The 24,440-nt window shown below is 58.4% G+C and carries 24 protein-coding genes and 1 pseudogene; 15 read left to right on the plus strand and 10 right to left on the minus strand.

Annotated elements, in window-relative coordinates; translation table 11 throughout:
- Nucleotides 1-35 precede the first annotated feature (35 nt).
- From NKT35_RS14990 to NKT35_RS15005, 4 genes are all read left to right on the plus strand, one after another.
- A complete protein-coding gene (locus NKT35_RS14990) occupies nt 36-1,277 on the plus strand; it encodes an oligosaccharide flippase family protein (RefSeq protein WP_254294368.1) in 1,242 nt (413 codons plus the stop codon).
- Entirely contained in the window at nt 1,270-2,439 is a 1,170-nt protein-coding gene (locus NKT35_RS14995; protein ID WP_254294370.1) for an O-antigen ligase family protein, read from the plus strand. The genes NKT35_RS14990 and NKT35_RS14995 overlap by 8 nt, the downstream gene beginning before the upstream one ends.
- 77 nt (nt 2,440-2,516) lie before the next feature.
- Nucleotides 2,517-3,341: a glycosyltransferase gene (locus NKT35_RS15000; protein ID WP_254294372.1), complete on the plus strand. Its 825-nt coding sequence runs from the start codon at nt 2,517-2,519 to the stop codon at nt 3,339-3,341.
- Nucleotides 3,342-3,360: 19 nt separating this feature from the next.
- Nucleotides 3,361-4,221: a glycosyltransferase family 2 protein gene (locus NKT35_RS15005; RefSeq protein ID WP_254294374.1), complete on the plus strand. Its 861-nt coding sequence runs from the start codon at nt 3,361-3,363 to the stop codon at nt 4,219-4,221.
- A 286-nt stretch (nt 4,222-4,507) separates the two neighbouring features.
- Here the strand turns inward: NKT35_RS15005 and NKT35_RS15010 are convergent, their stop codons facing one another.
- The 7 genes from NKT35_RS15010 to NKT35_RS15040 form a co-directional block, all read right to left on the minus strand.
- Nucleotides 4,508-5,512 carry an ABC transporter ATP-binding protein gene (locus tag NKT35_RS15010; RefSeq protein ID WP_254294376.1) on the minus strand — a complete coding sequence of 335 codons (1,005 nt, stop codon included), beginning with the start codon at nt 5,510-5,512 and terminating at the stop codon, nt 4,508-4,510.
- A 13-nt stretch (nt 5,513-5,525) separates the two neighbouring features.
- Nucleotides 5,526-6,326 carry an ABC transporter permease gene (locus NKT35_RS15015; protein ID WP_254294378.1) on the minus strand — a complete coding sequence of 267 codons (801 nt, stop codon included), beginning with the start codon at nt 6,324-6,326 and terminating at the stop codon, nt 5,526-5,528.
- Nucleotides 6,323-7,234 carry an ABC transporter permease gene (locus NKT35_RS15020; RefSeq protein ID WP_254294380.1) on the minus strand — a complete coding sequence of 304 codons (912 nt, stop codon included), beginning with the start codon at nt 7,232-7,234 and terminating at the stop codon, nt 6,323-6,325. Before NKT35_RS15020 ends, NKT35_RS15015 begins: the two co-directional genes overlap by 4 nt.
- A gap of 65 nt (nt 7,235-7,299) precedes the next feature.
- Nucleotides 7,300-8,400, minus strand: coding sequence for an ABC transporter substrate-binding protein (locus NKT35_RS15025; RefSeq protein WP_254294382.1), 1,101 nt, complete (start codon nt 8,398-8,400; stop codon nt 7,300-7,302).
- Nucleotides 8,401-8,578: 178 nt separating this feature from the next.
- Complete coding sequence (gene hcnC, locus NKT35_RS15030; RefSeq protein WP_254294384.1) at nt 8,579-9,838, minus strand: cyanide-forming glycine dehydrogenase subunit HcnC; 1,260 nt, start codon at nt 9,836-9,838, stop codon at nt 8,579-8,581.
- A 1-nt stretch (nt 9,839) separates the two neighbouring features.
- Entirely contained in the window at nt 9,840-11,246 is a 1,407-nt protein-coding gene (locus NKT35_RS15035) for an NAD(P)/FAD-dependent oxidoreductase (protein ID WP_254294386.1), read from the minus strand.
- Entirely contained in the window at nt 11,246-11,554 is a 309-nt protein-coding gene (locus NKT35_RS15040; RefSeq protein WP_254294387.1) for a (2Fe-2S)-binding protein, read from the minus strand. The genes NKT35_RS15035 and NKT35_RS15040 overlap by 1 nt, the downstream gene beginning before the upstream one ends.
- 430 nt (nt 11,555-11,984) lie before the next feature.
- On the opposite strand from NKT35_RS15040, the gene NKT35_RS15045 reads away from it, so the two are divergent.
- The 11 genes from NKT35_RS15045 (at nt 11,985) to NKT35_RS15095 (ending at nt 19,998) form a co-directional block, all read left to right on the plus strand.
- Nucleotides 11,985-12,503: a hypothetical protein gene (locus NKT35_RS15045; protein WP_254294389.1), complete on the plus strand. Its 519-nt coding sequence runs from the start codon at nt 11,985-11,987 to the stop codon at nt 12,501-12,503.
- A gap of 27 nt (nt 12,504-12,530) precedes the next feature.
- Complete coding sequence (locus NKT35_RS15050) at nt 12,531-13,034, plus strand: hypothetical protein (RefSeq protein ID WP_254294391.1); 504 nt, start codon at nt 12,531-12,533, stop codon at nt 13,032-13,034.
- A gap of 81 nt (nt 13,035-13,115) precedes the next feature.
- Nucleotides 13,116-14,111 carry an asparaginase gene (locus NKT35_RS15055; RefSeq protein WP_254294393.1) on the plus strand — a complete coding sequence of 332 codons (996 nt, stop codon included), beginning with the start codon at nt 13,116-13,118 and terminating at the stop codon, nt 14,109-14,111.
- A gap of 560 nt (nt 14,112-14,671) precedes the next feature.
- Complete coding sequence (locus NKT35_RS15060; RefSeq protein WP_254294395.1) at nt 14,672-15,220, plus strand: AAA family ATPase; 549 nt, start codon at nt 14,672-14,674, stop codon at nt 15,218-15,220.
- 207 nt (nt 15,221-15,427) lie between these two features.
- Nucleotides 15,428-15,643, plus strand: a complete 216-nt coding sequence (locus tag NKT35_RS15065; protein ID WP_254294397.1) for an RNA-binding S4 domain-containing protein — start codon at nt 15,428-15,430, stop codon at nt 15,641-15,643.
- 1 nt (nt 15,644) lies between these two features.
- The gene (locus NKT35_RS15070; protein ID WP_254294399.1) at nt 15,645-15,839 is read left to right on the plus strand and encodes an oxidoreductase-like domain-containing protein; all 195 of its coding nucleotides are present in this window, start codon (nt 15,645-15,647) and stop codon (nt 15,837-15,839) included.
- The gene (locus NKT35_RS15075) at nt 15,826-16,689 is read left to right on the plus strand and encodes a 3',5'-nucleoside bisphosphate phosphatase (protein ID WP_254294401.1); all 864 of its coding nucleotides are present in this window, start codon (nt 15,826-15,828) and stop codon (nt 16,687-16,689) included. Before NKT35_RS15070 ends, NKT35_RS15075 begins: the two co-directional genes overlap by 14 nt.
- Before the next feature lie 19 nt (nt 16,690-16,708).
- Nucleotides 16,709-17,332 carry an L-threonylcarbamoyladenylate synthase gene (locus NKT35_RS15080; RefSeq protein ID WP_254294403.1) on the plus strand — a complete coding sequence of 208 codons (624 nt, stop codon included), beginning with the start codon at nt 16,709-16,711 and terminating at the stop codon, nt 17,330-17,332.
- A 24-nt stretch (nt 17,333-17,356) separates the two neighbouring features.
- On the plus strand, nt 17,357-17,998 hold the full coding sequence (locus NKT35_RS15085) for a site-2 protease family protein (RefSeq protein WP_254294405.1): 642 nt from the start codon (nt 17,357-17,359) through the stop codon (nt 17,996-17,998).
- Between the two features lie 80 nt (nt 17,999-18,078).
- Nucleotides 18,079-18,726 (plus strand): site-2 protease family protein, encoded by a 648-nt coding sequence (locus NKT35_RS15090; protein ID WP_371926359.1) that lies wholly within the window; start codon nt 18,079-18,081, stop codon nt 18,724-18,726.
- A gap of 75 nt (nt 18,727-18,801) precedes the next feature.
- Nucleotides 18,802-19,998, plus strand: coding sequence for a tryptophan--tRNA ligase (locus NKT35_RS15095; protein ID WP_254294407.1), 1,197 nt, complete (start codon nt 18,802-18,804; stop codon nt 19,996-19,998).
- A gap of 170 nt (nt 19,999-20,168) precedes the next feature.
- On the opposite strand, the gene NKT35_RS24205 is transcribed toward NKT35_RS15095, so the two are convergent.
- From NKT35_RS24205 to NKT35_RS15110, 3 genes and pseudogenes are all read right to left on the minus strand, one after another.
- Nucleotides 20,169-20,627, minus strand: coding sequence for a methyl-accepting chemotaxis protein (locus NKT35_RS24205; RefSeq protein ID WP_371926511.1), 459 nt, complete (start codon nt 20,625-20,627; stop codon nt 20,169-20,171).
- A gap of 99 nt (nt 20,628-20,726) precedes the next feature.
- A pseudogene (locus NKT35_RS24210) lies at nt 20,727-21,494 on the minus strand (PAS domain-containing protein); the annotation flags it as partial.
- A 159-nt stretch (nt 21,495-21,653) separates the two neighbouring features.
- Nucleotides 21,654-24,245: a TonB-dependent receptor plug domain-containing protein gene (locus NKT35_RS15110; protein ID WP_254294409.1), complete on the minus strand. Its 2,592-nt coding sequence runs from the start codon at nt 24,243-24,245 to the stop codon at nt 21,654-21,656.
- Nucleotides 24,246-24,440 lie beyond the last annotated feature (195 nt).

Raw genomic sequence — 24,440 nt, forward strand, 5'->3', positions numbered from 1 at the left:
AAGATTTTATAACCTGAAAAATTTATACGTGGCCCATGATGAAAAAATTCGGCGCTCTTTTTATTGTTCAGGGTATTAATTATGTTTCACCTTTAATCTTGATTCCAGTCTTAACTCATCGATTGGGTGTGGCTGCTTGGGGAAAGATATCCATACTAATTTCCCTGACCGTATTTTCATTAGTTTTTATTGAGTATGCATTCCATCTTTCTGGTGTAAGGGCTGTCGCACAGTGTAAAAACGATGAGGAGGAGCTGAATGGGCTATTCGTCAATGTAGTAGGGGCTAAATTTATTTTGGGGCTCATGTTTTCTACATTATCATGTATTCTATATTTCTATTTCCTCTCTTCCTATATCAATGAAATAGAATTTCTCAGTTGGCTTCTTTCCACGATCGCTCAGTCTCAAACGGGTGCCTGGTATTTTCAGGGGCAGCAGCGCAGTGTCCTTGGTTTTGGAATGGAAGCTGCATCGAGACTCATATCAACAGTATTGGCTATTATCGTTGTCCATGTCCCCTCTGACATATGGAAATATTTCATTTCAATCGCGATAGGTTGGGCACCTGGTATTCTCTTCTCCATGTTTAGAGCGCATTTCTTTAAAAGTCTCTCTTTTTTTTCTATCCGGGACGTATATAAACTGCTCGTTTCTGGATTCAATGCTTTTTTACTGAATGCTTGGGGGGCATTTTTTGTCAGCATGCCAACCATTGTTTTGAGTAAGGTTGTATCTTTAGAGGTTGTTGGATATTTCTCTTTGGCAGACAAAATAGTTAGGGCCATGTATGGGATTTATGTTCCATTTCATACTTATTTATTTCCTAAGATAGCTCGGCTTGCTATCGAGAATAAAGATGCTGCCGCTTTATATGTGGCAAGAGGGTTGAAGGTTTGCATTGTGAGTGGGATTCTGGTTTCGCTTTCAATATTTCTTCTCGCAGACAATATTATTGTCTTTTGTTTCGGAGTGGATTTTTTTCCGGCATCTTCGGTTTTGAAAATGTACTCGTTGATGCCAACCATCTTAGTGATTAACTCAATATTGGTTGTCCAGTGGATGGTTAATTTAAGTGTGGAAAGAATTTATAATAAATGGAATGTGATATTTGGTTTTTTGAAGCTTTTTCTCGTTGCCTGGCTTGGGGTGAGGTTTGGGGCGGAAGGCGCAGTTATTGCTATTTCTAGTTCGGATGCAGCCTGTCTTTTGGCTAGTTATTTTAGTTTAAAGAAGATAGGGTTAACTCCATTTGTTTGTGAGCTAAAAAATGTCTAAATCCTTCATGTTGCGTTTTTTTCTCATGATTTTACCACTGCAATTTATTATTCTGTTGCCATTGGGGGATAAGGGGTCGGGTATTAGGTTGTATCATGTGGTTGGAATGGTGGCTTTCTGCTTGTTTGTGCTGTTTCGATTTTACGCGGGTAGGTTTCTAATTTTTAGAACAGTAAAGCTGGATGTCTTATTTTATTTTTCTGGCATTGTTTTGGTGGAGTTTTTTAACTCAAGCTCGAGGGACTACTTTCAGTTAGTGCTGCCTGTGTTTGCATTCCTAAGCTACCTGATTGGTGCCGTGGCGCTTTTTGATATTTCAGAACGCAAGTTGAATGAAACTTTAAAGAATGCGGCCCTTGTATTTTTTTTAATTGTCTTTTTGAAAAATATTTTTTTCTTGCCAGAACTTTTGTCAACTTTTAATCAAGGGCAGGAGGCATTGATTGGCATACCTTGGATAACTGCTGGTGGGCCGAACATAGAATCAACAGTTTTGGTTATGATGCTAAGTTTATTCATTGGGTCTCGGCGAATGTGGTGGCTTTCTGGTTTGGTTTTTTTAAGTTGTATTCTTTACCAATCCAGAACTTCAACTCTATTGTTTTTGTTTATTTGTGCTTTGCACGTTTCTATTAAATATAAAGGTATTTTCCGACTTTCCATTTTCTTGGCGGGTTTTGCTGCATTTATTTCGGTTGTTGCTGCTTCAGGTATTTCAAATAGATTTGAAAATGTTTCGGATGAATTTGATGAGTCTACGGTTGGGCGTTATTTTTTATGGACTTCAGCTGTGGATCTTATTCAAGATAATTATCTTGGTTATGGCTTGGGTGAGGGTGTCCAGAAGATTGAATCAGAGGCAGATAGGGAGTTGGCGGAAAATAATTTTCATAACATTTATTTGCAATCTGCGGTAGATTCCGGTGTGATTTTCTCAGCACTGTTGTTGTTGATTGCTGCTAGAAGAATATATGCTTCGATAAAAAGTGGATCTACAGTTTCCCCATATGATCTGATTGTATGTATGTATTTTATCAGTGGATTTGTGCAGTTTACAGGCTATGATGCTATTGGTTGGCTTTTTATTGGGATCGCCGACTCGATGAGGTCTAGTACATTCCAATCTAAAATAATAACGTCTCCCCTGCCGCGGCTGACTTAAGCTTGTTTATTTTATGTTTTTGCTTGGGATGTAATTTCATTTGTAATGAATTTATTTAAGATGGCATAGGGGATGCGATGGCGCCAATTTCAGTAATAATGAGCACTTACTCTGGAGTTAAAGAGGAATGGCTGAAGCTGTCCCTGCAAAGTTTGGTAGGCCAAACACTATTGCCGGCACAGATCGTACTGGTCATTGATGGTGAGGTTTCTGCTGGCCAAATTTCCATCATTGAAAAGGTTAGCAGGGAACATGAAAATATTGAATTTACGGTTTTGCGCCAAATTCCTCAAAAAGGCTTGGCGGCAGCCTTAAATTATGGACTTGAGAAGGCGAAATATTCTATTGTCGCAAGAATGGATAGCGATGATATATGTGAGTTAAATAGATTTGAACTGCAGTATGCCTACCTTGATGAGCATCCTGATGTCGACGTAGTGTGCTCATGGCATGCTGAGTTCGAAACTGAGGGCAAGATATTATCGTTAAAGCAAACGCCAGAAAAGCATGAAAAAATTAAAAGCTCTCTTAACTATAGAAATGTAATCTCGCATCCAACCATGATGTTGCGTAAAGACTCAATCCTCCGTGTTGGCGGATATGATGAAAGTGTTGGTTTGCTCGAAGACTATGATTTGCATTTAAGGTTACTTAATGCGGGTGCTCGTTATTACTGTATGTCGGTCCCGCTGGTGAATGTGAGGGTTTCCATATCGCAAAAAAATAGGCGGGGTGGAGTTATGTACTTGATACGGGAAATAAAATTCAGAACTAAATCCATGGCTCTCAGGCGCCTTAGTTTTTCAGGCTGGGTTGTTGGAATTTTTTTGTATCCTATTTTCAGACTAAGTCCGCCGTGGTTGAAAGGGGCGCTTTATTCTTTTGTTAGGAGCGGCAAGTAAAATTTAGTGGAGATTCGATATGTCTAATTCTATCGCCGGTGGCTCACGTACAACCACAGTATCAAAACCAAGAGTTTCTGTATTAACCTTTGTCCGCAATGCTGTTAATACTTTGCCTTTGACTATTGCATGTGTGGATGCGCAAACTAGCAAGGATAATATAGAGTATATCGTTGTGGATGGTGAGTCTACCGATGGGACGGTAGAGGTTATCAAGAGCTTGGATAGTAAAATAAGTAAATGGATTTCTGAAAAGGATCGTGGCATTGTTGATGCCCAGAATAAAGCAATAAAATTAGCAGTAGGGGATTATGTTTTTTGTCTGAATGCTGACGATTGGGTTGACCCAGATTTCATAGAGAAAGCACTGCAGGCAATCGGGTGCGGCGAGGTCGACATTGTATATGGTGATGTTGTTGTTCATGCCGAAGATGGTAAGGAGCTGCATCGCTTAGCTGGAAGTGAACGTTTCTTTTCAACTCTCGGATCAAAATATCAAATGCCCTGCGTTAATTTCCCGACAATGGTGATCAAGAGATCGCTTTTTGATAGGGTTGGTTTTTTTGATGAAAGCTTCAAAGTGGCGCCAGATTTTGAATGGCTGCTTCGGGCTAATAAAAATATATTTGATATTAAGATTTTATATCTAAAGGGTTTGGTTACCCATTTCCGCTTGGGGGGTAATTCAGATCTGCATTATTTTGATGGATTAAAAGAGGCTAAACGCGCCTCTTTGCTACATGGTGGAGGGACCTTTCTTGCAAATTGTTATATGTTTAAGCGAGTTCTTATGCATTGTTTTAAGTCTATTGTTTTTAAGAGTTTTCCACCTGCTGTCGTGCAGCATTGCTTGAATTTTTTCAGGCGCTATTTAGTCTAGGAGGATGCTTTTTGATACAAGATCGGTTTTGCTTGACCTCCTCCGTTCCAAAGCGCTAGCTCGCCAGATGACTGATCGGCTTGGAGAGGAGGCGGGTGCGTGTCGAAGGCGTTTGGGTGTGGCAAATATTGCCGTTCCTGACGACTGTTTATGTCGATGGGCTTGTTGCCGGCGCGCGGCGCGCGGCGCGTGATTGGGCTTGAGGAGAGTCTGGCGGTTAGGGAGCATCGCGAAGCACGCGCCAAGTTTCGGGGGCGTGAACTTCGCGATGCGTCTTGGCGCGGGCTCAGCGCACCTCGCGCAAGTCTTCGCGCGCGATTTTCAGCTTGACCGCGGTGCCGCTGGCCAGCAGGTCGGCGGCGTTGCGGTTAAGCCTGTCCACTTGCAGCGTGGCGCCGCCGGTTTCCACCTGGTAACGGATGATGTTGCCCAGGAGCTGGTGCTGGCGGATCACCGCCGGCAGCGCGTCGTCCGCCGTCTGCTCATGGGCCAGCAACTGGATGGATTCCGGACGGATGGCCAGGTGGCCGCTGATTTCCAGCCCCAGCAGCGCGCGGCTTTCCTGGGCCGTCAGCAGATTGTAGTTGCCCATGAAGCGGGCGACGAACTCGGTGGCCGGCTGGGTGTAGATGGTCTCCGCCGCGCCTTCCTGCTCCACCTTGCCCTGGTTCATCACGAAGATGCGGTCCGACATGGTCAGCGCTTCCTCTTGATCGTGGGTCACGAAAATAGTGGTCAGGCCCAGGCGACGCTGGATGTCGCGGATCTGCTCGCGCAGATTTTTGCGGATGCGGGCGTCCAGCGCCGACAGGGGTTCGTCCAGCAGCAGCAATCGCGGCTCCACCACCAGGGCGCGCGCCAGAGCCACGCGTTGGCGTTGGCCGCCGGACAGTTGGTGCGGGAAGTGCTTCTCGCGGCCGTTCAGTTCCACCAGCGCGATCACTTCGCCCACCTTGCGGCGGATTTCGTCGGCGCTGCGCTTCTGCATCTTCAGGCCGAAGGCGATGTTGTCCGCCACGTTCATATTGGGGAACAGCGCGTAGCTCTGGAACACCATGCCGATGCCGCGCTTCTGCGGCGACTGGTGGGTGATGTCGTCGCCGGCCAGGCGGATGGCGCCGCCGCTGGGCGTTTCGAAACCGGCGATCATGCGCAGCACCGTGGTTTTGCCGCAGCCGGACGGGCCCAGAAAAGTGATGAATTCGCCGGCTTCCACCTGCATGTTGAAATCGTGCACCACGGCTTGCTGGCCGAAGCGCTTGTTCAGATGATCGATTTGCAGAAATGCCATGATTGCTTCCGTTTCAATGTTCGTCGGCGCCGAGAGCGGCGCGGTTGCGGCTGACAACCTGCATCAAGCCCATCGCGGCCCAGGTGACCAGGAAGGCGATGATGGCCAGCGCGGCCGGCTCGTAGGCGCGGTTGGCGCCGATCAGCTGCAAGTAGGGACCGAAGGCCGGGCGAGCCAGCAGGCTGGCCAGCGTGAACTCGCCGATCACGATGGCGAAGGTCAGGAAGGCGCCGGACAGGATGGCGGTTTTCAGATTGGGGAAGATCACCAGCCTGAGGATGTCGAACCAGCCGCTGCCCAGGCTTTGCGCCGCCTCGGTCAGCGAGCGCACGTCGATGGCGGACAGGCCGGTATCGACCGAGCGGTACAGATAGGGCAGGGCCAAGGTCACGTAGCCGAAGACCAGCAGCAGGTCGGTGCTGCGTTCGCTGCCGGTGAAGGGCAGCCAGCCGCCGCTGCCGTACAGCCGCAGATAGCCGAATACCAGCACGATGGCGGGGATCACCAGCGGCAACAGGGTGATGAACTCGATCAGCGGACGCAGCCGCGGCAGTTTCAGCTGCACCCAGAAGGCGGTGGGCACCACCAGCACAATGCCGACCAGGATGGTCAACAGCGCCAGCAGCGCGGAGTAGCCGAAGCTGGCCTGGAAGCCGGGGTCGGACAGCACCACCTTGTAGGCCTCAAAGCTGTAGCCCTCGCGCTTCATCTTCAGGCTGAACTCGAAAGTGGCGATCAAGGGCAACAGGAAGTAGCCGCTGCCCAGCAGGATGGCGAGCCAGGCGCCGAAGCGGGATGAGGTCTTGGTTTTCATGCGGCCTCCCTCAGGCTGCGCTTGCGCAGCCAGATATAACCGGCGTTGGCGCTGCCGGTGATCAGCACCATGCCCAGCGCCAGCGCGTAGCCCAGGTTCTGGTCGTGCAGCACGTCGCCGTGGATTTGCGCGTACAGCAGGATGGTGACGATATTGAGCGAGCTGCCGGTCAGCGCGTAAGCGGTGGCTACCGCGCCGAAGGCATTGGCGAACAGCAGCAGCGCCGAGCCAACCAGGCTGGGCCACAGCACCGGCAGCGCGATATGGCGCCAGTAGGCGAAGCCGGAGCCGCCCAGGCTCTCGCAAGCCTCGCGCCATTCCTCTTTCAAGCCTTCCACGGCAGGGGCAATGATCAACACCATCAGCGGCACCTGGAAGTACAAATAGGTGAGAGTGAGGCCAGCGAAGCTGAGGATGGAAAAGCCGCTGGCGTAGAGATCGACATCCAGGTATTTGCGCAGCAGCATGGTCACCAGGCCCATCCGTCCCAGCGTGGACAGGAAGGCGAAGGCCAGCGGGATGCCGGCGAAGTTGGACGCCACGCCGGAAAAGGTGGTCAGCGTCGGGCGGATCCAGGCCGGCAGGCCGCCGCGTATCGCCGCCAGCGCCAGCAGCAGGCCCAGCAGCGTGCCCAGAATGGCCGAGGCGGCGCTGATCTCAAGGCTGATCTTGTAGGCGCTGAGAATGCTGTCGTCGAACAGGCGGACGATGTTGTTCAGGGTGAAATGGCCTTGCGCGTCCTGAAAGGCGCCTATCATCAGCATGCCGGTGGGCAGAATCAGGAACAGCAGGGCGAACAGCAAGAAGGGCGCGACGCCCAGCCACGACAACAGCGAGGCGCGGATGGCGCCGGGAGGGTTGGCGGTGCGGGGGGCGGGTGTCGGCATGGTGTCTGAGGATGCGGACATCGATGTTTCTCGTGGGTGGTAAAAGGGCCGCCCATGGCGGCCCTGGGTGAGACAGGATGCGGGTGTTACTTCACATTGCTGCCGACTACGCTGTCCCACTGCTTGGTGATGCCGGCCTTGTAGGCCTCTTGCTGCTCGATGGTCGGGAATACGGCCTTCTTGTAAGCGGCGGCGTCCGGCAGCTTGTTGATCAGTTCGGCCGGAATCTTGTTCTTGGCGGTCAGATCATTGAAGCGGATCGGGTGGCAGTAGCCCTTCAACCAGGCCACTTGGCCTTCGTCGGAGAACAGGTATTCCATCCACAGCTTGGCGGCGCTCGGGTGCGGCGCGTAGGCGCTGATGGCCTGGGCGTAAACGCCGGCCACTACGCCGGACTTCGGCACGATCACGTCGACCTTGGGGTTGCCCTTCAGCGTGTCGCGGTCGGCCAGGGCGTTGTAGTCCCAGCGCACGATGATGGGGGTGGTGCCCTGGGCCAGCGAGGCGGCCTTGCCGATCACCGGCACGAAGTTGCCGTTCTTGTTCAGTTGCGAGAAGAACTTCAGGCCGGCGTCGGCGGCTTTGTTCACATCGCCCTTGGCGTGGGACAGGCCGGCGGCGAATACGCCCTGGATGGCCTGGTTGGCGGCGCGCGGGTCGCCGGCCAGGGCCACGGCGTTTTTGTATTCCGGCTTCAACAGGTCGGACCAGTCGGTCGGCGCCTTGCTGATCAGGTCTTTATTGACCTGGAAGGTCAGCACGCCGTAGTAGTCGCCGTACCAGTAGCCATCCTTGTCCTTGACGTTGTCCGGAATGGTTTTCCAGCTGGATACCTTGTACGGCTGCAGCAGGCCGGCGGCCTTGGCTTGCGGGCCGAAGGACAGGCCGACGTCGATCACGTCCGGCGCTTGCGGGCCCTTGTTATTCTTGTTGGCCTTGATGGCCTCCAGTTCGTCGGCGGAGCCGGCGTCCGGATTCAGTTCATTCACCTTGATGCCGTACTTGGCCTTGAAGCCGGCGATCACATTGCCGTAGCCGCACCAGTCATGCGGCAGGGCGATGGTGTTCAGCTCGCCTTCTTTCTTGGCGGCGGCGATCAGCGCGTCCAGATTGGCGGCCATAGCGGCGTTGCCGATCACGGCCAAGGCGCCGGCGACGGCGATGTAGCCCAGTTTGTTCTTCATCATTGCTCCCCTTCCGGCCAGTGGCCTTATCTATCGAAAAACTGATGCGATGGTATGAGGGATTGATGACAAAACGACGTCATTAATATGACAAAACGGTTTCAGTCGACGATGTCTGCCAGCGTGGGCGAAAAAAAACCGCCAAGCCCGAAGGCAGTGGCGGCTCATGAGAGGAACTTGATCAGGCGTGCAGCGCGAAATCCATTTCTTTCTCGGTGCGGTTGGGGAAGCGGCTGGCCAGGAAGGGCGCGATGTCCAGCGGCAGCGGCTCGCCGCGCACCAGGCCGTTCAGCAGCACTCCGGTGATGGCCGAGGTGAGGATGCCGGTGCGGAAGTGGCCGCAGGCGTTCAGATAGCCTTCGACGCCGTCTTCCGGCCCCAGGATCGGCAGCTCGTCCGGGGTGCCGGGGCGCAGTCCGGCCCAGCAGCGCTTGATGTTGACGTTGGCGAGCTCCGGCACGCAGCGCACCGCGCCCTGCACCAGGCCGTTGATTTCCGGATAGGTGATGGTGGTGTCGTAGCCCTTGTCCTCGGTGGTGCTGCCGATCAGGATCTCGCCGTTGTCCTTCTGCGCGATGTAGCAGTCGCTGGTGGTGATGCAGCCGCGCAAGAGCTTGGGCATTTTCTCGGACAGCACGATCTGGCCCTTGACCGGCTTGACCGGAATGGTGCGGCCGGTGGCCCAGCGCGACAGTTCGGCGGCCCAAGAGCCGCCGGCGTTAATCAGCGTGTGGCACGAGAAGTCGCCGGCCTCGGCGGTGCGCACGCCGGTCACGCGGCTGCCCTGGCGGGTGACGCCGGTGACGTTGACATTGAAATAGACGTCCACGCCGTTTTGCCGCGCCGCCTCGGTATAGGCGTCGGTCAGGCGGAAGGGGCTGACCTGGTGGTCGCACAGGAATTCCAGCGCGCCTTGGGCCCGATGGCTGACGAAAGGCTCGTCCTCCCGCAGCTGCTCTCGGTCCAGCCAGCGCACTTCGCTGGCCAGGTGCGGAATCTGCGCGGCGATGTGTTCGGCGTACAGCTGGTCTTCCTCGTCGTAGATGATGTATTTGAGCCCGGTGCGCTCGAACTTGAAATCCATGCCGTGCTTGTCCATCAGCTCCTGATGCAACTGGGGGTAGAGCGCGTTGGAGGCCAGCGCGAAGTCGAAGAAGCTTTGCGGCAGGATGTGCGGCGTGGCGGCGTCTACCGCCACGGCTGCGCCGGCGGCCTCGCGCTTGCGATTGGCCGAGTTCATGCGGAAAAAAATCACGCCGCAGCCCAGGCCGACCGATTCGCCTATCGCCCACAGGCCGCCGGCCGAGGCGCGAGAGGCGTTGCCGGGGCGCTTGCTGTCTATCAGCGCGATTTTCAAGTCGCGGCGCTTGGACAATTGGTAGGCGCAGGAGGCGCCGATCACGCCGCCGCCGGCGATCACGATGTCGTATGGCTTGCTCATGTCAAATCTCCTCAGTCTGTTGGGCGTCGAGGGCGGAGAAGGCCGAGAACGGCAGCGGGTCCAGCGGAAAGCGCGGGCGTATCCAGCCCACATCGTGCTTGCCGGTGTGTTCGCGCAGCCGGTCGCTGCAATAGCCGACGCACATCTTGCCCTGGCAATCGCCCATGCTGACGCGGGTGCGCATCTTCAGGCTGATCAGGTCGTTGACGCCTTGCCCCAGCGCGGTGTCGATATCCTGGCGGGTGACGTGCTCGCAGCGGCAGATCACCGTGTCGGTGCGTGGGAGGGCGAGCTGGCCCATGCCGCGGCGGGTGAAGCGGTTGATGCCAGCGCGGAAGCGCAGCACGGCAGCCAAGTCTTTGCTGAGCTCATCGCGGCGGCGCAGGGCCGCGGCGTCATCCAGCACGTTCAGCTGCCGCAGCATGGAGAGCGCGGCGATGCGTCCGGTCAGCATGGCGGCTTCTCCGCCTTTCAAGCCGCCGACATCGCCGGCCAGATGGATGCGATCGAGGCTGCCGCGCTGCCAGTCGTCGATATCGGGCTTGAGGCAGCCGTCTTCATCGTAGCCGTGGGCCAGGCCCATTTGCTGAGTCAGCTGGGTGCGGGGCAGGAAGCCGTAGCCGCTCGCCAGCGTTTGCGCCGGCAAGCGCTGGGCGCGGCTGTGATCGGCCGTCCAGTCCGCGTTGTAAGGCGCGACGGTGACGGCGCGCAGCTCATCGTCGCCATGGCCTTCGATCACGCCCCATCCAAAGTGGAAAGGCACGCCATGGCGTTTCAGGTAGGCGAGCATGCTGAGCCCGTCGAGAAACAGCTGCGGCTGATTCAGCAGGGCGACCGCCTCTTTCGCCAGCCGGCTGAAGGCGCTGGCCTCGTATACGCCTACCACTTCCACGCCGGCTTTGCGCAATTGGCAGGCAACCAGCGGCAACAAGGGGCCGGTGCCGGCCAACACCGTGCGCCCCAAGGGTTTGACCACGCCGCTCTTGATCTGCAGTTGCAAACCGCCCAGCATGATCACGCCGGGCAACGTCCAGCCGGGAAACGGCACGCTGCGCTCATGGCAGCCGACCGAGAGCAGCAAATGGGAATAAGGGATGCGCTGCGTGCGCTCCTGCGGCGTCAGCGCGAACAACTGCTCGGCATTCCCGCCGATGACGCGGGTGTTCAACCGGATGTCCACGCGCGCGGCTATCGCGTCGAACGCGCCATGCAAGGCTCGCATATTGGCGCAGTAGCGCTCGCCCAGATAATCCAGTTCCACGCCGTCGCGCAGGGGGCCCCGATACACCACGCCGCCCAGGCGCGAGGCTTCTTCCAGCAACAGGCTGTCCACGCCGTGGCTGGCCAGTTCGATGGCGGCGGACAGGCCGGCGGGGCCGCCGCCGACGATCACGGGTTTGCGTTCCATTACAGGCCCTCCGTCTGCAGGCGGTTGCAGTCCGTTTCCACCCGCATGCCGGGCTCTACGATGGTTTGGCAGGCCCGAAGCTTATGGCGGCCATTGATCCTGACCTGGCAGCAATGGCATATCCCCATGCCGCAATAGGAGCCTGCGGTTTGCAGATTGTCGTTGCGGCTGAGCCGGCGCAGGCCTGCCGCGCTGAGAACGCTGAGCACGGTTTCTCCTGCGGCCGCGGCAATGGGGGCGTCGTTGACGTAGATGGTCAGGGCGGGCGCGATAAGCGGTTGAATGTCGTATTGTCTGGTCAGGGACATGTGATGCCTTGTTTTGAGTGCTACTTGGTTAATTGATGAATGGCTCCGAAGCGCCTGATAAAAGGTGCGACTATATGAGTCATTATTATTTGTATTGGTTATATTTTTTTCATTTTTTATATCTTTATCATGACGATTTCGGTTCTTGTTTAACCAAAGTCAAACTATCTATTCCGCAGGCTGCGCCCCTGTCCTGAGAGGCAGGGAGGCGGGTTTCTTAATAAAAATTCACGTTTACCGTCTGAATAAAATTGTTTTTTAAAAAACAGCGTTTTTTCCGGTCTTGCCCGCTACATTTCCTTACATGCAGAAACCTAAATGCTGCTGACGCCTGGAGGCGGCACTGCCATCCTGTCGATAAGCCTGATTGTTTGGGCGCGAATTAAATACGGCTGGCATGAGGCCGCCGGAACGGATGGGGAGATCCGAGATGAATCGACACGCAAGCGCGGCGGCATGGGCTGGAATGGCTTTGCTGGCGCTGGGCTTGGGCGGCTGCGTGGTGACGCCGCCGCGCGCGCAGGTGGTCTATCAACCTGCCACGGTACGACTGGAAATGCCGCGCGACTGGCGGCCGGCCGACCATCCTTACTATCTGCACGCGATGAGCGATTTGCGGCAGGCCAGGAATTATCTGGCTCGTCCCGACTACCCGCAGATAGCGGACGATGAGCGCCGCGCCGTGGCGGAGATCGACGCCGCGCTGGGGGAAATGAAGAAAGCGGCCATCGAGGACGGCAAGGACCCTTGGCGCTATGAGCAGCCGGATGCCCGCATGAACCCGGCGGACCGCTTCCACAAGGCGATGGAGCTGCTTGACGCGGCCCGCCGCGACGCCAGCCATCAGGAAGACGACCCTTGGGTGCGCGATTTGCAGCATCGCATCCTCCATCACATCGACAATGCCCATCGCGCCACGCAGCAAGCGATTGGCGACGCTTTGCGCTGACCCTCGCAGGATAGACAGGAGAACACCATGAAGTTATCGAACATTCTGATGATGTTGACGCTGGCCGCGGCCGGCAATGCCGTGCTGAGCGCTCCGGCGCTGGCCGATGGCTGGCGCGATGGCGATGCCTGGACCTGGCAGCAGCACCAATGGCACCCGGAGGATCATCCTTACTACTTGCATGCGATGACCGACCTGCGCGCGGCGCGCGATCTGCTGGCCCGCCCCGACTACCCGCGCGTGATGGATGACGAGCGCCATGCGGTGGACGAAATCAACAAGGCGCTGCGCAAGATGCGCGACGCCGCCATCGACGATGGCAAGGACGTATATGAACGGACCCCGCCGGATGCCAGCTGGCGCCCCGAGAATCGCTTCCAGCAAGCCAAGGATCTGTTGAACAAGGCCCGCCAGGATGCGACCCATCGCGAAGACGACCCGTATCTGCGTTCCTTGCAGCGCGACATCGTCCATCATATCGACGAGGCGCACCGCGCCATCGACCAGGCGGTGAACGACGCGCTGCGTTAATCCTTTTGGCCCGCCGCGTGTGACGCCTGCGGCCGCATGCGCTACCATCGAACGCTGAATACAAGCCCGATGGAGTAAGCAATGAGCCGCATTCTGGTGCTCTACACCGGTGGTACCATAGGCATGGACCACACCCCCGAGGGCCTGGCGCCGGCGCCGGGCCTGCTGCCGCGTCTGCTGCAACGTTTCGAGCGCCCCGGGCTGGCGTTTGATGTCATCGAATTCGAACAGCTGATCGACTCCTCCGCGGTGACTCCCCGCCAGTGGAACCAGATCATCGACGCGCTGGTTTCCCGCTATCCAGACTACGACGGCTTCGTCGTCATCCACGGCACCGACACCATGGCTTATACAGCCAGCGTGTTGTCCTTCGCCCTGCAAGGCCTGTCCAAGCCGGTGGTGCTGACCGGCGCGCAGCTGCCGCTGGTGCACCCGCGCTCCGACGGCTGGGCCAATCTGGCCGACGCGCTGGAAGCGGCCTGCCAGCCGGATTTGAACGAGGTCGCCATTGCTTTCGACCGGCTGCTGCTGCGCGGCAACCGCGCCCGCAAACTGGACGCCGAGCGTTTCGACGGTTTCAACAGCCCCAATGCCGAGCCGCTGGCGCAATTTGCCATCCATGCGCACTGGCGCCGCGAGCGCTGGCTCAAGCCGGAAGGCGAGTGGCGGCCGACCCGCATCAATGAAAATCTCAAACTGGCCGCGCTGATGCTGACGCCGGGTCATGGCAGCGCGTTGGCAGGCATGGCCTTGCAAGCAGGGGGCCTGGACGGCGCCATTTTGCTGGCCTATGGCAGCGGCAACGCGCCGGCGGATCCGGTTTTGCTATCGGGCATCGAAGCGATGAAGGCGCGCGGCTGCCCGGTGCTGACTTTGACCCAGGTGATGAAGGGCGCGGTGGAAGTGGGCGCCTACGCCGCCAGCCAGCCGCTGGCGCGCGCGGGCGCATGGCCGGGCGGCGACCTGACGCCGGAAGCGGCCTTGGGCAAGCTGCAGGTTCTGTTGTCCGGCAGCGTTGCCGGCGAGGCGCTGCGCGAGGCGATGAGCCGCGCCCTGCGCGGGGAAATGACGGTCTGACAGCGCTTGGCTGGAAGCAAGGGCTGCCTAAAAAATAGGCGGCCCTTTTTCATGCTTGCGCATCAGTCACTTGGCGCGCTTTTCCACAGCGCGTCCACATGGTTCTGTACTTGTCGTGTGGGCAAAGGCAGGGTGGCTGAGCGAGGCCTTGAGGCGGGAATGGCGAGGTTGCTGTCTAAAAAATAGGCAGCCAGTCGCGCGCTATGCAAAATCAGCCACTTGAGCGGCTTATCCACATTCGGCGCACAGAATTGTGTACCGCGATTGGGGATGGCATGGCGACTCGGCTGACTAAAAAATAAGCAGTCTAGTGAAACCCTTATAGATCAATCGATTGACAGGCCTATCCACAATGCGCCCACATGGCTCTGCACTGGCGATGGGGACAAAAATCGAAATCGCTTAAAAAATAATCAGCCAGAGGAAAGCCTAATGCGATCAGGCGCTGGACACGCTTGTCCACAGCCCGTTCACAGCGCTGTCCCCGTCGCTTGTGAAAAACCGGGAAAGCGGCCGCGGCGGAGGTATAATGGCAGGCTTGGCGTGAATTGTGGCATGGCATGAATCAACAGACGATATTGCCGCTTCGGGTGGCGATAGTCGGTCCCGAATCCAGCGGCAAAAGCACCTTGGCGGAAGATTGGGAGCGTTTGCTGCGTTCGCAAGGGCGCCGGGCAGTGTGGGTGAGGGAATATTCCCGCGAATATTATGCCAGCCGGCCCTATGTCTCCACGCCGGCAGACATCGAAGCCATCGCCGCCGGCCAGTTGCGTGCGGAAGAAGAGGCCGCCAAGGAGGCCGACATTCTGCTATGCGACACCACGGCGTTGACCTGCAAGATCTGGGCCGAGGTGGCGCATGGGGAGGCCAGCGCCACGCTGTTGTCGCTGTATCGGCCCCAGGCTTACGCGCTGACAGTGCTGGCGCGGCCGGATATTCCGTGGGAGCCGGACCCATTGCGCAGCCATCCCACGCAAAGGGACTGGCTGCTGGATTTGCATCGGGCGGCGCTGCGCGAGGCGGGCGTCGCGGCCATTGAGCTGACGGGTTCGCGGGCGGAGCGTCTGCAGGCGGCGCAAGAGGCGCTTTTCCCTATATTGCCTGCCTAAAAAATAATCAGCTGCAAAAGGACGTGGCAAAACAGCGGTTTGCCGCGCTTGTCCACAGCGGCTCCACAGTATTGTCCGTTGGCTAAGTGGATAGACCGACGGGGTTGATTAAAAAATAATCAATCATGAAAAATGTAAATAGATGAAGGGTTTGGCGGTCTTGTCCACAGGCCGCTCACAAGCCTGTCCCGAACGAGTGTGCAAAACATGAAAGAAACCTACCAACTGTCCGGCGAGTACATCGCCTTGTGCGATTTGCTCAAAGCCTGCAACGTCTGCCATTCCGGCGGCGCGGCCAAGCATTTCATCGCAGAAGGCAATGTGTCGGTGAACGGCCAGCTTGAGCTGCGCAAGACCTGCAAGATCCGCGCCGGCCAGACCGTCAGCGGCGAAGGCTTCACCATCTTGGTCGAGGCGGCCTGAAATGAATGATCCGGCAGAGCGCATGCCAGAGCCGCCGTTCGAGGTGAGCGACGACATGTGCTGCGGCAGCGGCTGCGAGCCGTGCATCCTGGATATCCATCAGCAGGAGCTGCGGGCATACCGCGTTCGGCTGGCGGAGTGGGAGGCGCGGCAGGCGGCCGGGCAAGCCGGAGGAGACGACCATGGCCGGCATTGACCTGCATTTTCATTCCCGCGCCTCGGACGGCGCGCTGACGCCGACCGAAGTGATAGACCGCGCCGCGGCGCGCGAGGCCAAGCCGGAGCTGCTGGCGCTGACCGACCACGATTGCACCGCCGGCCAGGAAGAGGCCGCCGCCGCGGCTTCGCGCCACGGCATTGCGTTCCTGAACGGCGTGGAGGTGTCCGTCACCTGGGGCCGGCATACGGTTCACATCCTCGGGCTGGGCATCGATCCGGAGCACGCCGCGCTGGCCGACGGCCTGAGACGGATACGCGAGGGCCGGCTGGAGCGCGCGCGGCAGATGGGCGATTCATTGGCCAAGATAGGCATTGAGGGCTGTTTCGAAGGAGCGATGCGCTGGTGCGACAATCCCGAGATGATCAGCCGCACCCATTTCGCCCGCCACCTGGTGGACAGCGGCGCGGTGAAAGATGTGCGCGCCGTGTTTCGCAAATACATGACGCCGGGCAAGCCAGGCTATGTGGCGCATGAATGGGCCGGCCTGGAAGACGCGGTGGGCTGGATTGTGTCATCCGGCGGCATGGCCGTCATCGCGCATCCGGGCCGTTACGATATGGGCCGCACCTTGATCGAGCGGCTGATCCTGGACTTCAAGGCGGCGGGCGGCCAAGGCATAGAGGTGGCCAGCGGCAGCCATAGCCTGGACGATATGCACAAATTCGCCCTGCATGCGGACCGGCACGAGCTCTTCGCCAGCAGCGGCAGCGATTTCCACGCGCCGGGCGAGGGCGGCCGCGACGTAGGCTACACCGAAAGCCTGCCGCCGATTTGCCGGCCGATCTGGCAAGCGCTGGAGGCAAGAATACTCAGGCCGCAGGCCTGACCACAATAAGGACAAGAACATGGCGCAGTTTTTCATGATCCATCCCGATAATCCGCAGGCCAGGCTGATCCGCGAGGCGGTGAAGATCCTGCGCGAGGGCGGCGTGATCGTGTACCCCACCGATTCCTGTTATGCGCTGGGCTGCGCCTTGGGCGACAAGGCGGCGCTGGAGCGCATCCTGGACATCCGCGGCGTGGATCTGAAGCAGCGGATGATGACGCTGGTGTGCCATGACTTGTCCGAACTGGCCAATTACGCCAAGGTGGACAATAGCCAGTTCCGCCTGCTGAAATCCGCCACGCCGGGCAGCTACACCTTCATCCTGCAGGCGACGCGCGAAGTGCCGCGCCGCACGCTGCACCCCAAGCGCTCCACCATAGGCCTGCGGGTGCCGGATCACAAAGTGGCGCTGGCCTTGTTGGAAGAGCTGGGCGAACCCATATTGTCCTGTACGCTGATGTTGCCGGGCGATGCCGAGCCGCTGTCCGATCCTTATGAAATCCGCGAGCGGCTGGAGCATCTGGTTGAGGCGGTGATAGACGGCGGTTGGTGCGGCACCGAGCCGACCACGGTGATAGACATGACCGACGGCGTGGAGTTGATCCGCGCGGGCAAGGGCCCGCTGGCGCCGTTCGGCCTTTGATTCGATGATATTGTTTAGGAAACCATGCAGCAGCTTTCTTTGATCCAGCAACTGGCGGTATCGATACTGCCGATTCTGTTCGCCATCACCATCCCGGCCGGCGCGCAGGCTTTCATGGCCGACCGTCTGGGCGATCGCACCGCCTATATGACCGGCCGCCGCACTTTCAGCCCCCTCGCCCATATCGATCCCATCGGCTCCATCGTGCTGCCGCTGATAGGCGTGGCCATGGGCGGCTTCATCATCGGCTGGCCCAAGTCGCTGCAGTTCAACGCCGGCGCCATGCGCAATCCGCGCACGGCCTTGGCCAAGGTGGCGGCGGTGACGCCGCTGGCCAATCTGGCGATGGCGCTGCTGTGGGCGGGCATGGTGCTCGCGTCCAGCCATCTGTCCGACTACTTCAGCGAACCGCTGCAGCTGATGGCGCTGATAGGCGTCAAGGTCAATGTGGCCTTGATGATCTTCACGCTGATTCCGCTGCCGCCGTTGCCGGGCGGCATCATCGTGCAAGCGCTGCTGCCGGCGCGCATGGCCTGGCAGTTTTCCAAGGTGGAACCGTACAGTTTCTGGATTCTGCTGCTGTTGATGTTCAGCGGCGTTCTGGGCAAGGTGTTGCTGCCCTTGGTGCAGGCCATTGTGGTGTTGATTATCGGCGCGGTGCTGTAACGCATGGTCCGCCATGGGCGGACGCATTGCCAAAACGGCGCCGGCCTGCCATCGTTTGTCATCGGAATGCTAGGAGCGGGATGATGGTGGATATGGATCTCTTGGTGCGGCAAGTCACGGTCTATGCGCTGCCGGTATTGCTGGCGATCACCGTGCACGAAGCCGCCCACGCCTACGCGGCGCGGCTGTTCGGCGACAATACCGCCTATCTGCAGGGGCGGATGACGCTGAATCCGCTCAAGCACATCGATCCCATAGGCACGATCTTGCTGCCGCTGGTCTGTTTATGGGCCGGCGGCTTTGTGTTTGGCTGGGCCAAGCCGGTGCCGGTGAATTTCGGCGGCCTGCGCAAGCCGCGCCAGCATATGCGCTGGGTGGCCGCGGCGGGGCCGTTGGCCAATTTCGCCATGATGATAGCCTGGACGCTGTTGTTGAAGCTGGCGCTGGCCGGCACTGGCGGCGGCTATGGCGAGCCGCTGGCGCTGATGAGCAAGGCCGGCATCGCGATCAATCTGTCGCTGATGCTGTTGAATCTGCTGCCTATCCTGCCTTTGGACGGCGGCCGCATCCTGTACAGCCTGCTGCCGGCCGGCATGGCCTGGCGTTACGCCGCCACCGAGAACTACGGCATGGTGATTCTGATGGTGCTGATCGTCAGCGGCCTGCTCGGAACCATTCTGCAACCGTTTTATGTATTGATGTATCATCTGCTGCAATTGTTTTTCTAGAACCCAGCGCGGGCCAGACCGCCGGACAGACCGGCGGTTTTTCATTTCCCGCAGCCCATTCGAGAGCGTAATTCTATGTCCGCCAACCGCATCCTTTCCGGCATGCGCCCAACCGGCAGCCTGCACCTTGGCCATTACCACGGCGTGATCAAAAACTGGGTGGAGATGCAGCACAGCCATGAGTGTTTCTTCATGGTGGCCGATTGGCACGCGCTGACCACCAATTTCGACGACGTCTCCATCATCGGCAAGTCCATCAACGAAATGGTGATCGACTGGCTGGCTTCGGGCGTCGATCCGGAAAAGTCCACCATCTTTGTGCAATCCAAGGTGCCGCAGCATGCCGAGCTGCATCTGGCGCTGTCCATGGTGACGCCGCTGGGCTGGCTGGAGCGCGTGCCCACCTATAAAGACCAGATGGAAAAGCTGAGCCATAAGGACCTGACCACTTACGGCTTCCTCGGCTACCCGCTGCTGCAGGCGGCGGACATCCTGGTGTACAAGGCCGGCCTGGTGCCGGTGGGCGAAGACCAGGTGCCGCACATCGAATTGACCCGCGAAGTGGCGCGCCGCTTCAACCATATGTTCGGCCGCGAACCCAATTTCGAAGAGCTGGCCAAGGCGGCGGTGAAGAAAATCGGCAAGGCCGGCAAGTTGTTCGAGCAGCTGCGCAACCGCTATCTGCAAGATGGCGAAGTGGAAGCGCTGATGCAGGCGCGCGATATCCTGGCCGCCAGCCAGAACCTGGGCAATGCCGATCGCGAGCGCCTGTACGGCTGGCTGGAGAACAAGGGCAAGATCATTCTGCCCGAGTGCGAGGCCAAGCTGACCGCCGCCTCCAAGATGCCGGGCCTGGATGGCCAGAAGATGTCCAAGTCTTACGGCAACACCATCACCATGCGCGAAGCGCCGGAAACGGTGAGCAAGAAGATCCGCGGCATGCCCACCGACCCGGCCCGCGTGCGTCGCACCGACCCGGGCACGCCGGCCAAGTGCCCGGTATGGCAGCTGCACGAGGTGTACAGCAGCGATGAGACCAAGGAATGGGTGAAGGCGGGCTGTACCACCGCCGGCATCGGCTGTCTGGACTGCAAGCAGCCGGTGATCGACGCCGTGGTGCGAGAGCAGCAGCCGATGTTCGAGCGCGCCGAGAAATACCTGGCCAATCCCAAGCTGGTCACCGAAATCCTGGCCGACGGCAACGCCCGCGCCGAAAAGGTGGCGCGCGAAACCATGAACGACGTCCGCGCGGCGATGGGCTTGGGATATTGATCCGGAACGATGTCGGATGTGAAAACCGGCTGCAAATCGCAGCCGGTTTTTTTATATGCGCCGCGGTGTTTTGGCCATGGCTTGGCATCAGAGCGCGGTAGTTTTGAGCATTTCAGCTCGCGTTTGTGTTTCGCGCCGGCCTGCAGTCGATACAACTGCCGAGGTGTCTGTCAACTCTCCCGCAGCAACTCCGACACCTCTTTCACGACCACTACCACATCGCGCGCGCCGCTGCGGATTTCGTGGATGGCGCCGCGGGCTTGGTCGGCGAGTTGCAGGCTGTTGCCGGCTAGCGCCTGCATCTGATTCATCGCCTCGATTGCGGAGAGGGAATCGTTTTGTATGCTCTGGACGATGCCGGAGATTTCGCCGGTTGATTGGCTGGTGCGCTCCGCCAGCTTTCTGACCTCGTCCGCCACCACCGCGAAGCCGCGGCCGGTTTCGCCGGCGCGCGCCGCCTCGATGGCGGCGTTCAGCGCCAATAGATTGGTTTGATCTGCGATCTCGCTGATGGTGTTGACGATGCTGCCGATCTGCTTGGAGCTGTCGCCCAGTTTGGCCAGAATGCCGGAGGAGGCCTCCACGCTGCCGGCGACACGGTTGATCTCGCTGGCTGCCTGCTCCAACACTTCGCTGCCCTGGATGGACAGCTGCTCGGTGTTTTCCGAAGCTTGTACAGCGCTTTGCGCATTCTCTGCCTGTTGGCGCAGGCGTAGTTTTTGCGCGCTGATGTCATTTGCAAATTTGACTACTCGCACTGGCCGGCCATTAGGGTCTAGCACGGGGTTGTAGGTGGCTTGCAGCCAGACGGTGTCGCCATTTTTGCGTAAGCGGTGAAATTGCCCTTCAAGAAAGCGGCCTTGTCCAAGTTGCTGCCACAAGTGGCCATACTCAGTGCTATTGGCATAAGCTGCATCGCAAAGCATGCGATGATGTTTGCCGATTACATCGCCTCGTTGGTAGCCGAAAGCATGCAGGAAGTTTTCATTGACGTCGAGAATGTTGCCGTTCAGGTCGAACTCAATGCGCGCCATGGAGAAATCGATTGCGTGCCGCAAGGCCTTGCTGTCTTGCTCGGCATGCACTTGTGCCGTGATGTCGGTGGCGACCTTGATGACACCACTCACACGCCCGTCTGGGCCATGGATAGGTGAGTAGCTGGCTTCCAGCCAAACCTCCTCGCCGTTTTTGCGTATGCGTTGAATGTGGCCGGATTGGGGCTCTCCGCGGCCTAGTCTTTGCCAGAATGTTTGATAGTCGGAACTGTTACGGAACTCAGAAGTGCAGAATATCCGGTGGTGTTGTCCTGCCAGTTCGTCTTCTCGGTACCCCATCGCTTTCAGAAAGTGCGCATTGGCGTGCTTGATGTCGCCGCTGGCGCTGAACTCGATGACTGCCATGGCGCTTTCTATCGCAGCTAGCCGAGCTTGTGCTTGGGCTAGCCCCAGGCGAGTGGCGTCGAGTTCACGAGTGAGATGGCGGTTAAAGAATGACATGTGGCGCTCCTGGTAAAACGGAAGGGGATTGTCCCTTTATGAGGCAAATCGTACAAGGCTATGCTCGAAGTCTGAGTGGATCTGCTAGAGATCAGTATTGGTCATGAAATATAAAAACGCCCGGAAAATCCGGGCGTTATCTCTTCTGCTTGAGGCTTGTCAATCGAACTTGTACTGCGCCCCGACGATGAAGGCGCGGCCGGTCGGGTCGTATTGGCTGGAGTCGAAATACACGCCGCCATGAGCATCCCAGGGCGGGCGTTTGTTGGTCAGGTTTTCAATCGTCGCGGTCAGCGTCAGGCGTTTGAAGCCCTTGTAGCTGGCGCTGAGATTGAAGGTGTCCGATCCCTTGACGCTGGTCTGGTCGCTGTCGTCGTCGCGGGTAGCCTGGGTGTAGCCATTGGTGTGGAACCAGGTCAGCGTGCTGCTCCAGTCGCGAGCGTCCCAGTTGGCCGAGGTCTGGCCTTTCCAGCGCGGCAGCGCGCCGTGGATATTGCTGCCGGCGCCTTCCACTTCCGGGCCGTCCTTCTGCAGCGGTTTGCTGAACGACAGCAGGCGGCTCCACTGGCCGGCCAGCGTCAGCTTGCCGGCGGCGAATTTCCAGCTTTGCGACAGATCCAGATCAAAGCCCGAGGTGCTTTGCGCGTTCAGATTGATGAACTTTTGCGTCAGAGATTGCAGGCGGCCCTGGCTGTCGCGGCTGACTTGGCCGGGATAGGCTTGAGGGTTGCGGATGACGGTCGAGGGGTCCTCCAGGCCGATCACGTCTTTTTGGCGGATGCGGTAGTAGTCGACGCCTATGCTGGTGCTGGCGGTGGGGGAGAAGACAAAGCCCAGGTTCAGGTTGTCGGAGCGTTCCGGCTTGATGGCGGGATTGGCGACCACCAGGTGGGTGAACGATACCGTCTGTCCCGGCGTGATCGGGTCGAACGGGTCTTTGGCGCTGCTGTAGCTCACCGCCGTGCTCTGGGTGATTTCCGGCAAGGACGGCGCGCGGAAACCCTTGGAGACCGAGCCGCGCAAGGTCAGGCTTTCCAGCGGTTGGTAACGCAGGCCCAGTTTGGGCGAGAAGGCGTTGCCGAAGTCGCTGTAGTGGTCGGCGCGGACGGCGGTGTTCAGCGACAGGTTTTTCAGCAGCGGCGCATTGAGTTCGGTGTAGGCGGCCTGGATCAGGTGCGAGCCATTGATCAAGTCCAGGGCCGGGCGCAGCTCGGTGCCGCTCAGCACCTGCGGCGAGGTGCCGGCGTTCATCACTTCGCGCCGCAGCTGGTAGCCGGCGGCGAAACCCAGCGGGCCGGCCGGCAGCTGCGCCAGCTCGGTGCTGGCGGTGGCGTCCAGGCTCATCACGCGATAGAAGGCCGGGCGCAGGGTGTTGATGCGCAGGCTGTCTTTCACAGCCTCGCTGTTCTTGGACGGGTCGGTGAAACTGTAGCCGCCGTTCTGCAGCAGGGCTTCATAGGCATAGCGATTGACGAAGTTGTAGGCATACTCGCGCAGCCGGCTGTCGGAATACAGGCCGGAGACATCCCAGTCCCACTTGTCGCCGCTGCCTTTTACGCCGGTCAACAGGCGGCGGAAGGCGGTGGTGTCGGTTTTGTCGCGCTCGCCCTGGCCGAACAACACCGTGTTGAACGGCGTCGGCGCGGCGTTGGGATTGTCGGGATGGCCGACCGGCAGCGTGGTGCTGATCGGCGCCAGCCGCTGGTTGGCGGCGTCCCAGGCGCGCAAGGAGTTGGTCAGCGATAGCGGGCCGGCGAAAATGGCGCTGGCGTGGCTGGCGCCGTACAGGAATTCGGCATAGGCCTCGCTGGTGGCGTTGAGGCGATAGCTGCCATGCAAGGCGGCGTGATAGCGCTCGATCGCCGGCATCAGGGTGGAGTACTGCGCCGGGTTGTAGGCCCAGACTCGGCCTGTTTTCCCGGGATTCAGCGCGGCGTAGTCGGTGTCTTGCAGCGGACCTATCGCCTTGGGGAAGCGATTGGTGGGATCGGAGCCGTAATAGTTGGTGACGCTCCTCTCCAGATTGCCGCCGGGCAGACCGTGGAAATCATTGTCTTTCAGCCAGGAGACGTCGGTCTGGTCCAGCCGGTCGCGCTTTTGCGAGTCGAAAGCGAACCAGACGTTGTATCCATCCTTGTCCAGATCGCCGTGGCCGGCCAATAGATTGAATTTCTGCTGATTCTGCCCGGTGCTGCTGTCGCGGCTGAACTCCACGCCGGCTTCCGCGCCCTGGTAGTCGGGATACAGAATGATGTTGACCACGCCGGCGATGGCGTCCGAGCCGTAAATGGCGGAAGCGCCGTCTTTCAGGATTTCTATGCGCTTGACCGCCTTCAGCGGCAGCGCGTTGAGGTCGACGAAGGTTTCCTGCAATTCCTGAGCGGTGGCGTAGTTGGATACGCGCTTGCCGTTGACCAGCACCAGCGTATTGCGCTGGCCCAGGCCGCGCAGCGAAACGCCGGCGGTGCCGGCCGAAAAACTGCCGGTGACCTGTTCGTTGAAACTGTTGCCGCTGTTCACCGCCAGCGAGCGCAGCACGTCCGGCAAATCCGCCTTGCCGCTCTTGGCGATGTCGGCGGCGGTGATCACTTGCACCGGGTTGGATTTGGCTTTGGAGCTGGCGCGGATATTGCTGCCGGTGATGGTGACGCGCTCCAGCGAATTGTCGAGATTGTCGGTGTTGTCGGCGGCCAGGGCGGCGATAGGCAAAGCGGCGCCCAGCCCGGCTAGCAGCAGGGTGTGTTTGATCATCACGGAACTTTCTAATGGTTATCGGCTAAGGCGTGATCCGGCCTGGCGGTCTCTAAGTGAGCCAGGCAGGAGGCGACAGCGTGGTCTGTTTAGGCGGATTGCTCTTTGCATGCTGTATACAAAATACATAACAAGGTGAGCAAAATGTACCTATGCGAACGGATTATGTGAAATGAAAGATTTTTCTGAGCTAAT

It is taken from the genome of Chromobacterium sp. IIBBL 290-4, assembly GCF_024207115.1.
Taxonomy (GTDB): Bacteria; Pseudomonadota; Gammaproteobacteria; order Burkholderiales; family Chromobacteriaceae; genus Chromobacterium.

What these genes read in the sequence shown, in the direction of transcription:
- NKT35_RS14995 (WP_254294370.1), top strand. Translation starts at nt 1,270, where the DNA reads ATGTCTAAATCCTTCATGTTGCGTTTTTTTCTCATGATTTTACCACTG.
- NKT35_RS15040 (WP_254294387.1), bottom strand. Translation starts at nt 11,554, where the DNA reads ATGTCCCTGACCAGACAATACGACATTCAACCGCTTATCGCGCCCGCC.
- NKT35_RS15090 (WP_371926359.1), top strand. Translation starts at nt 18,079, where the DNA reads ATGATGGTGGATATGGATCTCTTGGTGCGGCAAGTCACGGTCTATGCG.
- NKT35_RS15095 (WP_254294407.1), top strand. Translation starts at nt 18,802, where the DNA reads ATGTCCGCCAACCGCATCCTTTCCGGCATGCGCCCAACCGGCAGCCTG.
- NKT35_RS15035 (WP_254294386.1), bottom strand. Translation starts at nt 11,246, where the DNA reads ATGGAACGCAAACCCGTGATCGTCGGCGGCGGCCCCGCCGGCCTGTCC.
- NKT35_RS15015 (WP_254294378.1), bottom strand. Translation starts at nt 6,326, where the DNA reads ATGAAAACCAAGACCTCATCCCGCTTCGGCGCCTGGCTCGCCATCCTG.
- NKT35_RS15080 (WP_254294403.1), top strand. Translation starts at nt 16,709, where the DNA reads ATGGCGCAGTTTTTCATGATCCATCCCGATAATCCGCAGGCCAGGCTG.
- NKT35_RS15020 (WP_254294380.1), bottom strand. Translation starts at nt 7,234, where the DNA reads ATGTCCGCATCCTCAGACACCATGCCGACACCCGCCCCCCGCACCGCC.
- NKT35_RS15050 (WP_254294391.1), top strand. Translation starts at nt 12,531, where the DNA reads ATGAAGTTATCGAACATTCTGATGATGTTGACGCTGGCCGCGGCCGGC.
- NKT35_RS15070 (WP_254294399.1), top strand. Translation starts at nt 15,645, where the DNA reads ATGAATGATCCGGCAGAGCGCATGCCAGAGCCGCCGTTCGAGGTGAGC.
- NKT35_RS15000 (WP_254294372.1), top strand. Translation starts at nt 2,517, where the DNA reads ATGGCGCCAATTTCAGTAATAATGAGCACTTACTCTGGAGTTAAAGAG.
- NKT35_RS15065 (WP_254294397.1), top strand. Translation starts at nt 15,428, where the DNA reads ATGAAAGAAACCTACCAACTGTCCGGCGAGTACATCGCCTTGTGCGAT.
- hcnC (WP_254294384.1), bottom strand. Translation starts at nt 9,838, where the DNA reads ATGAGCAAGCCATACGACATCGTGATCGCCGGCGGCGGCGTGATCGGC.
- NKT35_RS15045 (WP_254294389.1), top strand. Translation starts at nt 11,985, where the DNA reads ATGAATCGACACGCAAGCGCGGCGGCATGGGCTGGAATGGCTTTGCTG.
- NKT35_RS15010 (WP_254294376.1), bottom strand. Translation starts at nt 5,512, where the DNA reads ATGGCATTTCTGCAAATCGATCATCTGAACAAGCGCTTCGGCCAGCAA.
- NKT35_RS15110 (WP_254294409.1), bottom strand. Translation starts at nt 24,245, where the DNA reads ATGATCAAACACACCCTGCTGCTAGCCGGGCTGGGCGCCGCTTTGCCT.
- NKT35_RS15025 (WP_254294382.1), bottom strand. Translation starts at nt 8,400, where the DNA reads ATGATGAAGAACAAACTGGGCTACATCGCCGTCGCCGGCGCCTTGGCC.
- NKT35_RS14990 (WP_254294368.1), top strand. Translation starts at nt 36, where the DNA reads ATGATGAAAAAATTCGGCGCTCTTTTTATTGTTCAGGGTATTAATTAT.
- NKT35_RS15085 (WP_254294405.1), top strand. Translation starts at nt 17,357, where the DNA reads ATGCAGCAGCTTTCTTTGATCCAGCAACTGGCGGTATCGATACTGCCG.
- NKT35_RS15075 (WP_254294401.1), top strand. Translation starts at nt 15,826, where the DNA reads ATGGCCGGCATTGACCTGCATTTTCATTCCCGCGCCTCGGACGGCGCG.
- NKT35_RS15055 (WP_254294393.1), top strand. Translation starts at nt 13,116, where the DNA reads ATGAGCCGCATTCTGGTGCTCTACACCGGTGGTACCATAGGCATGGAC.
- NKT35_RS15005 (WP_254294374.1), top strand. Translation starts at nt 3,361, where the DNA reads ATGTCTAATTCTATCGCCGGTGGCTCACGTACAACCACAGTATCAAAA.
- NKT35_RS15060 (WP_254294395.1), top strand. Translation starts at nt 14,672, where the DNA reads ATGAATCAACAGACGATATTGCCGCTTCGGGTGGCGATAGTCGGTCCC.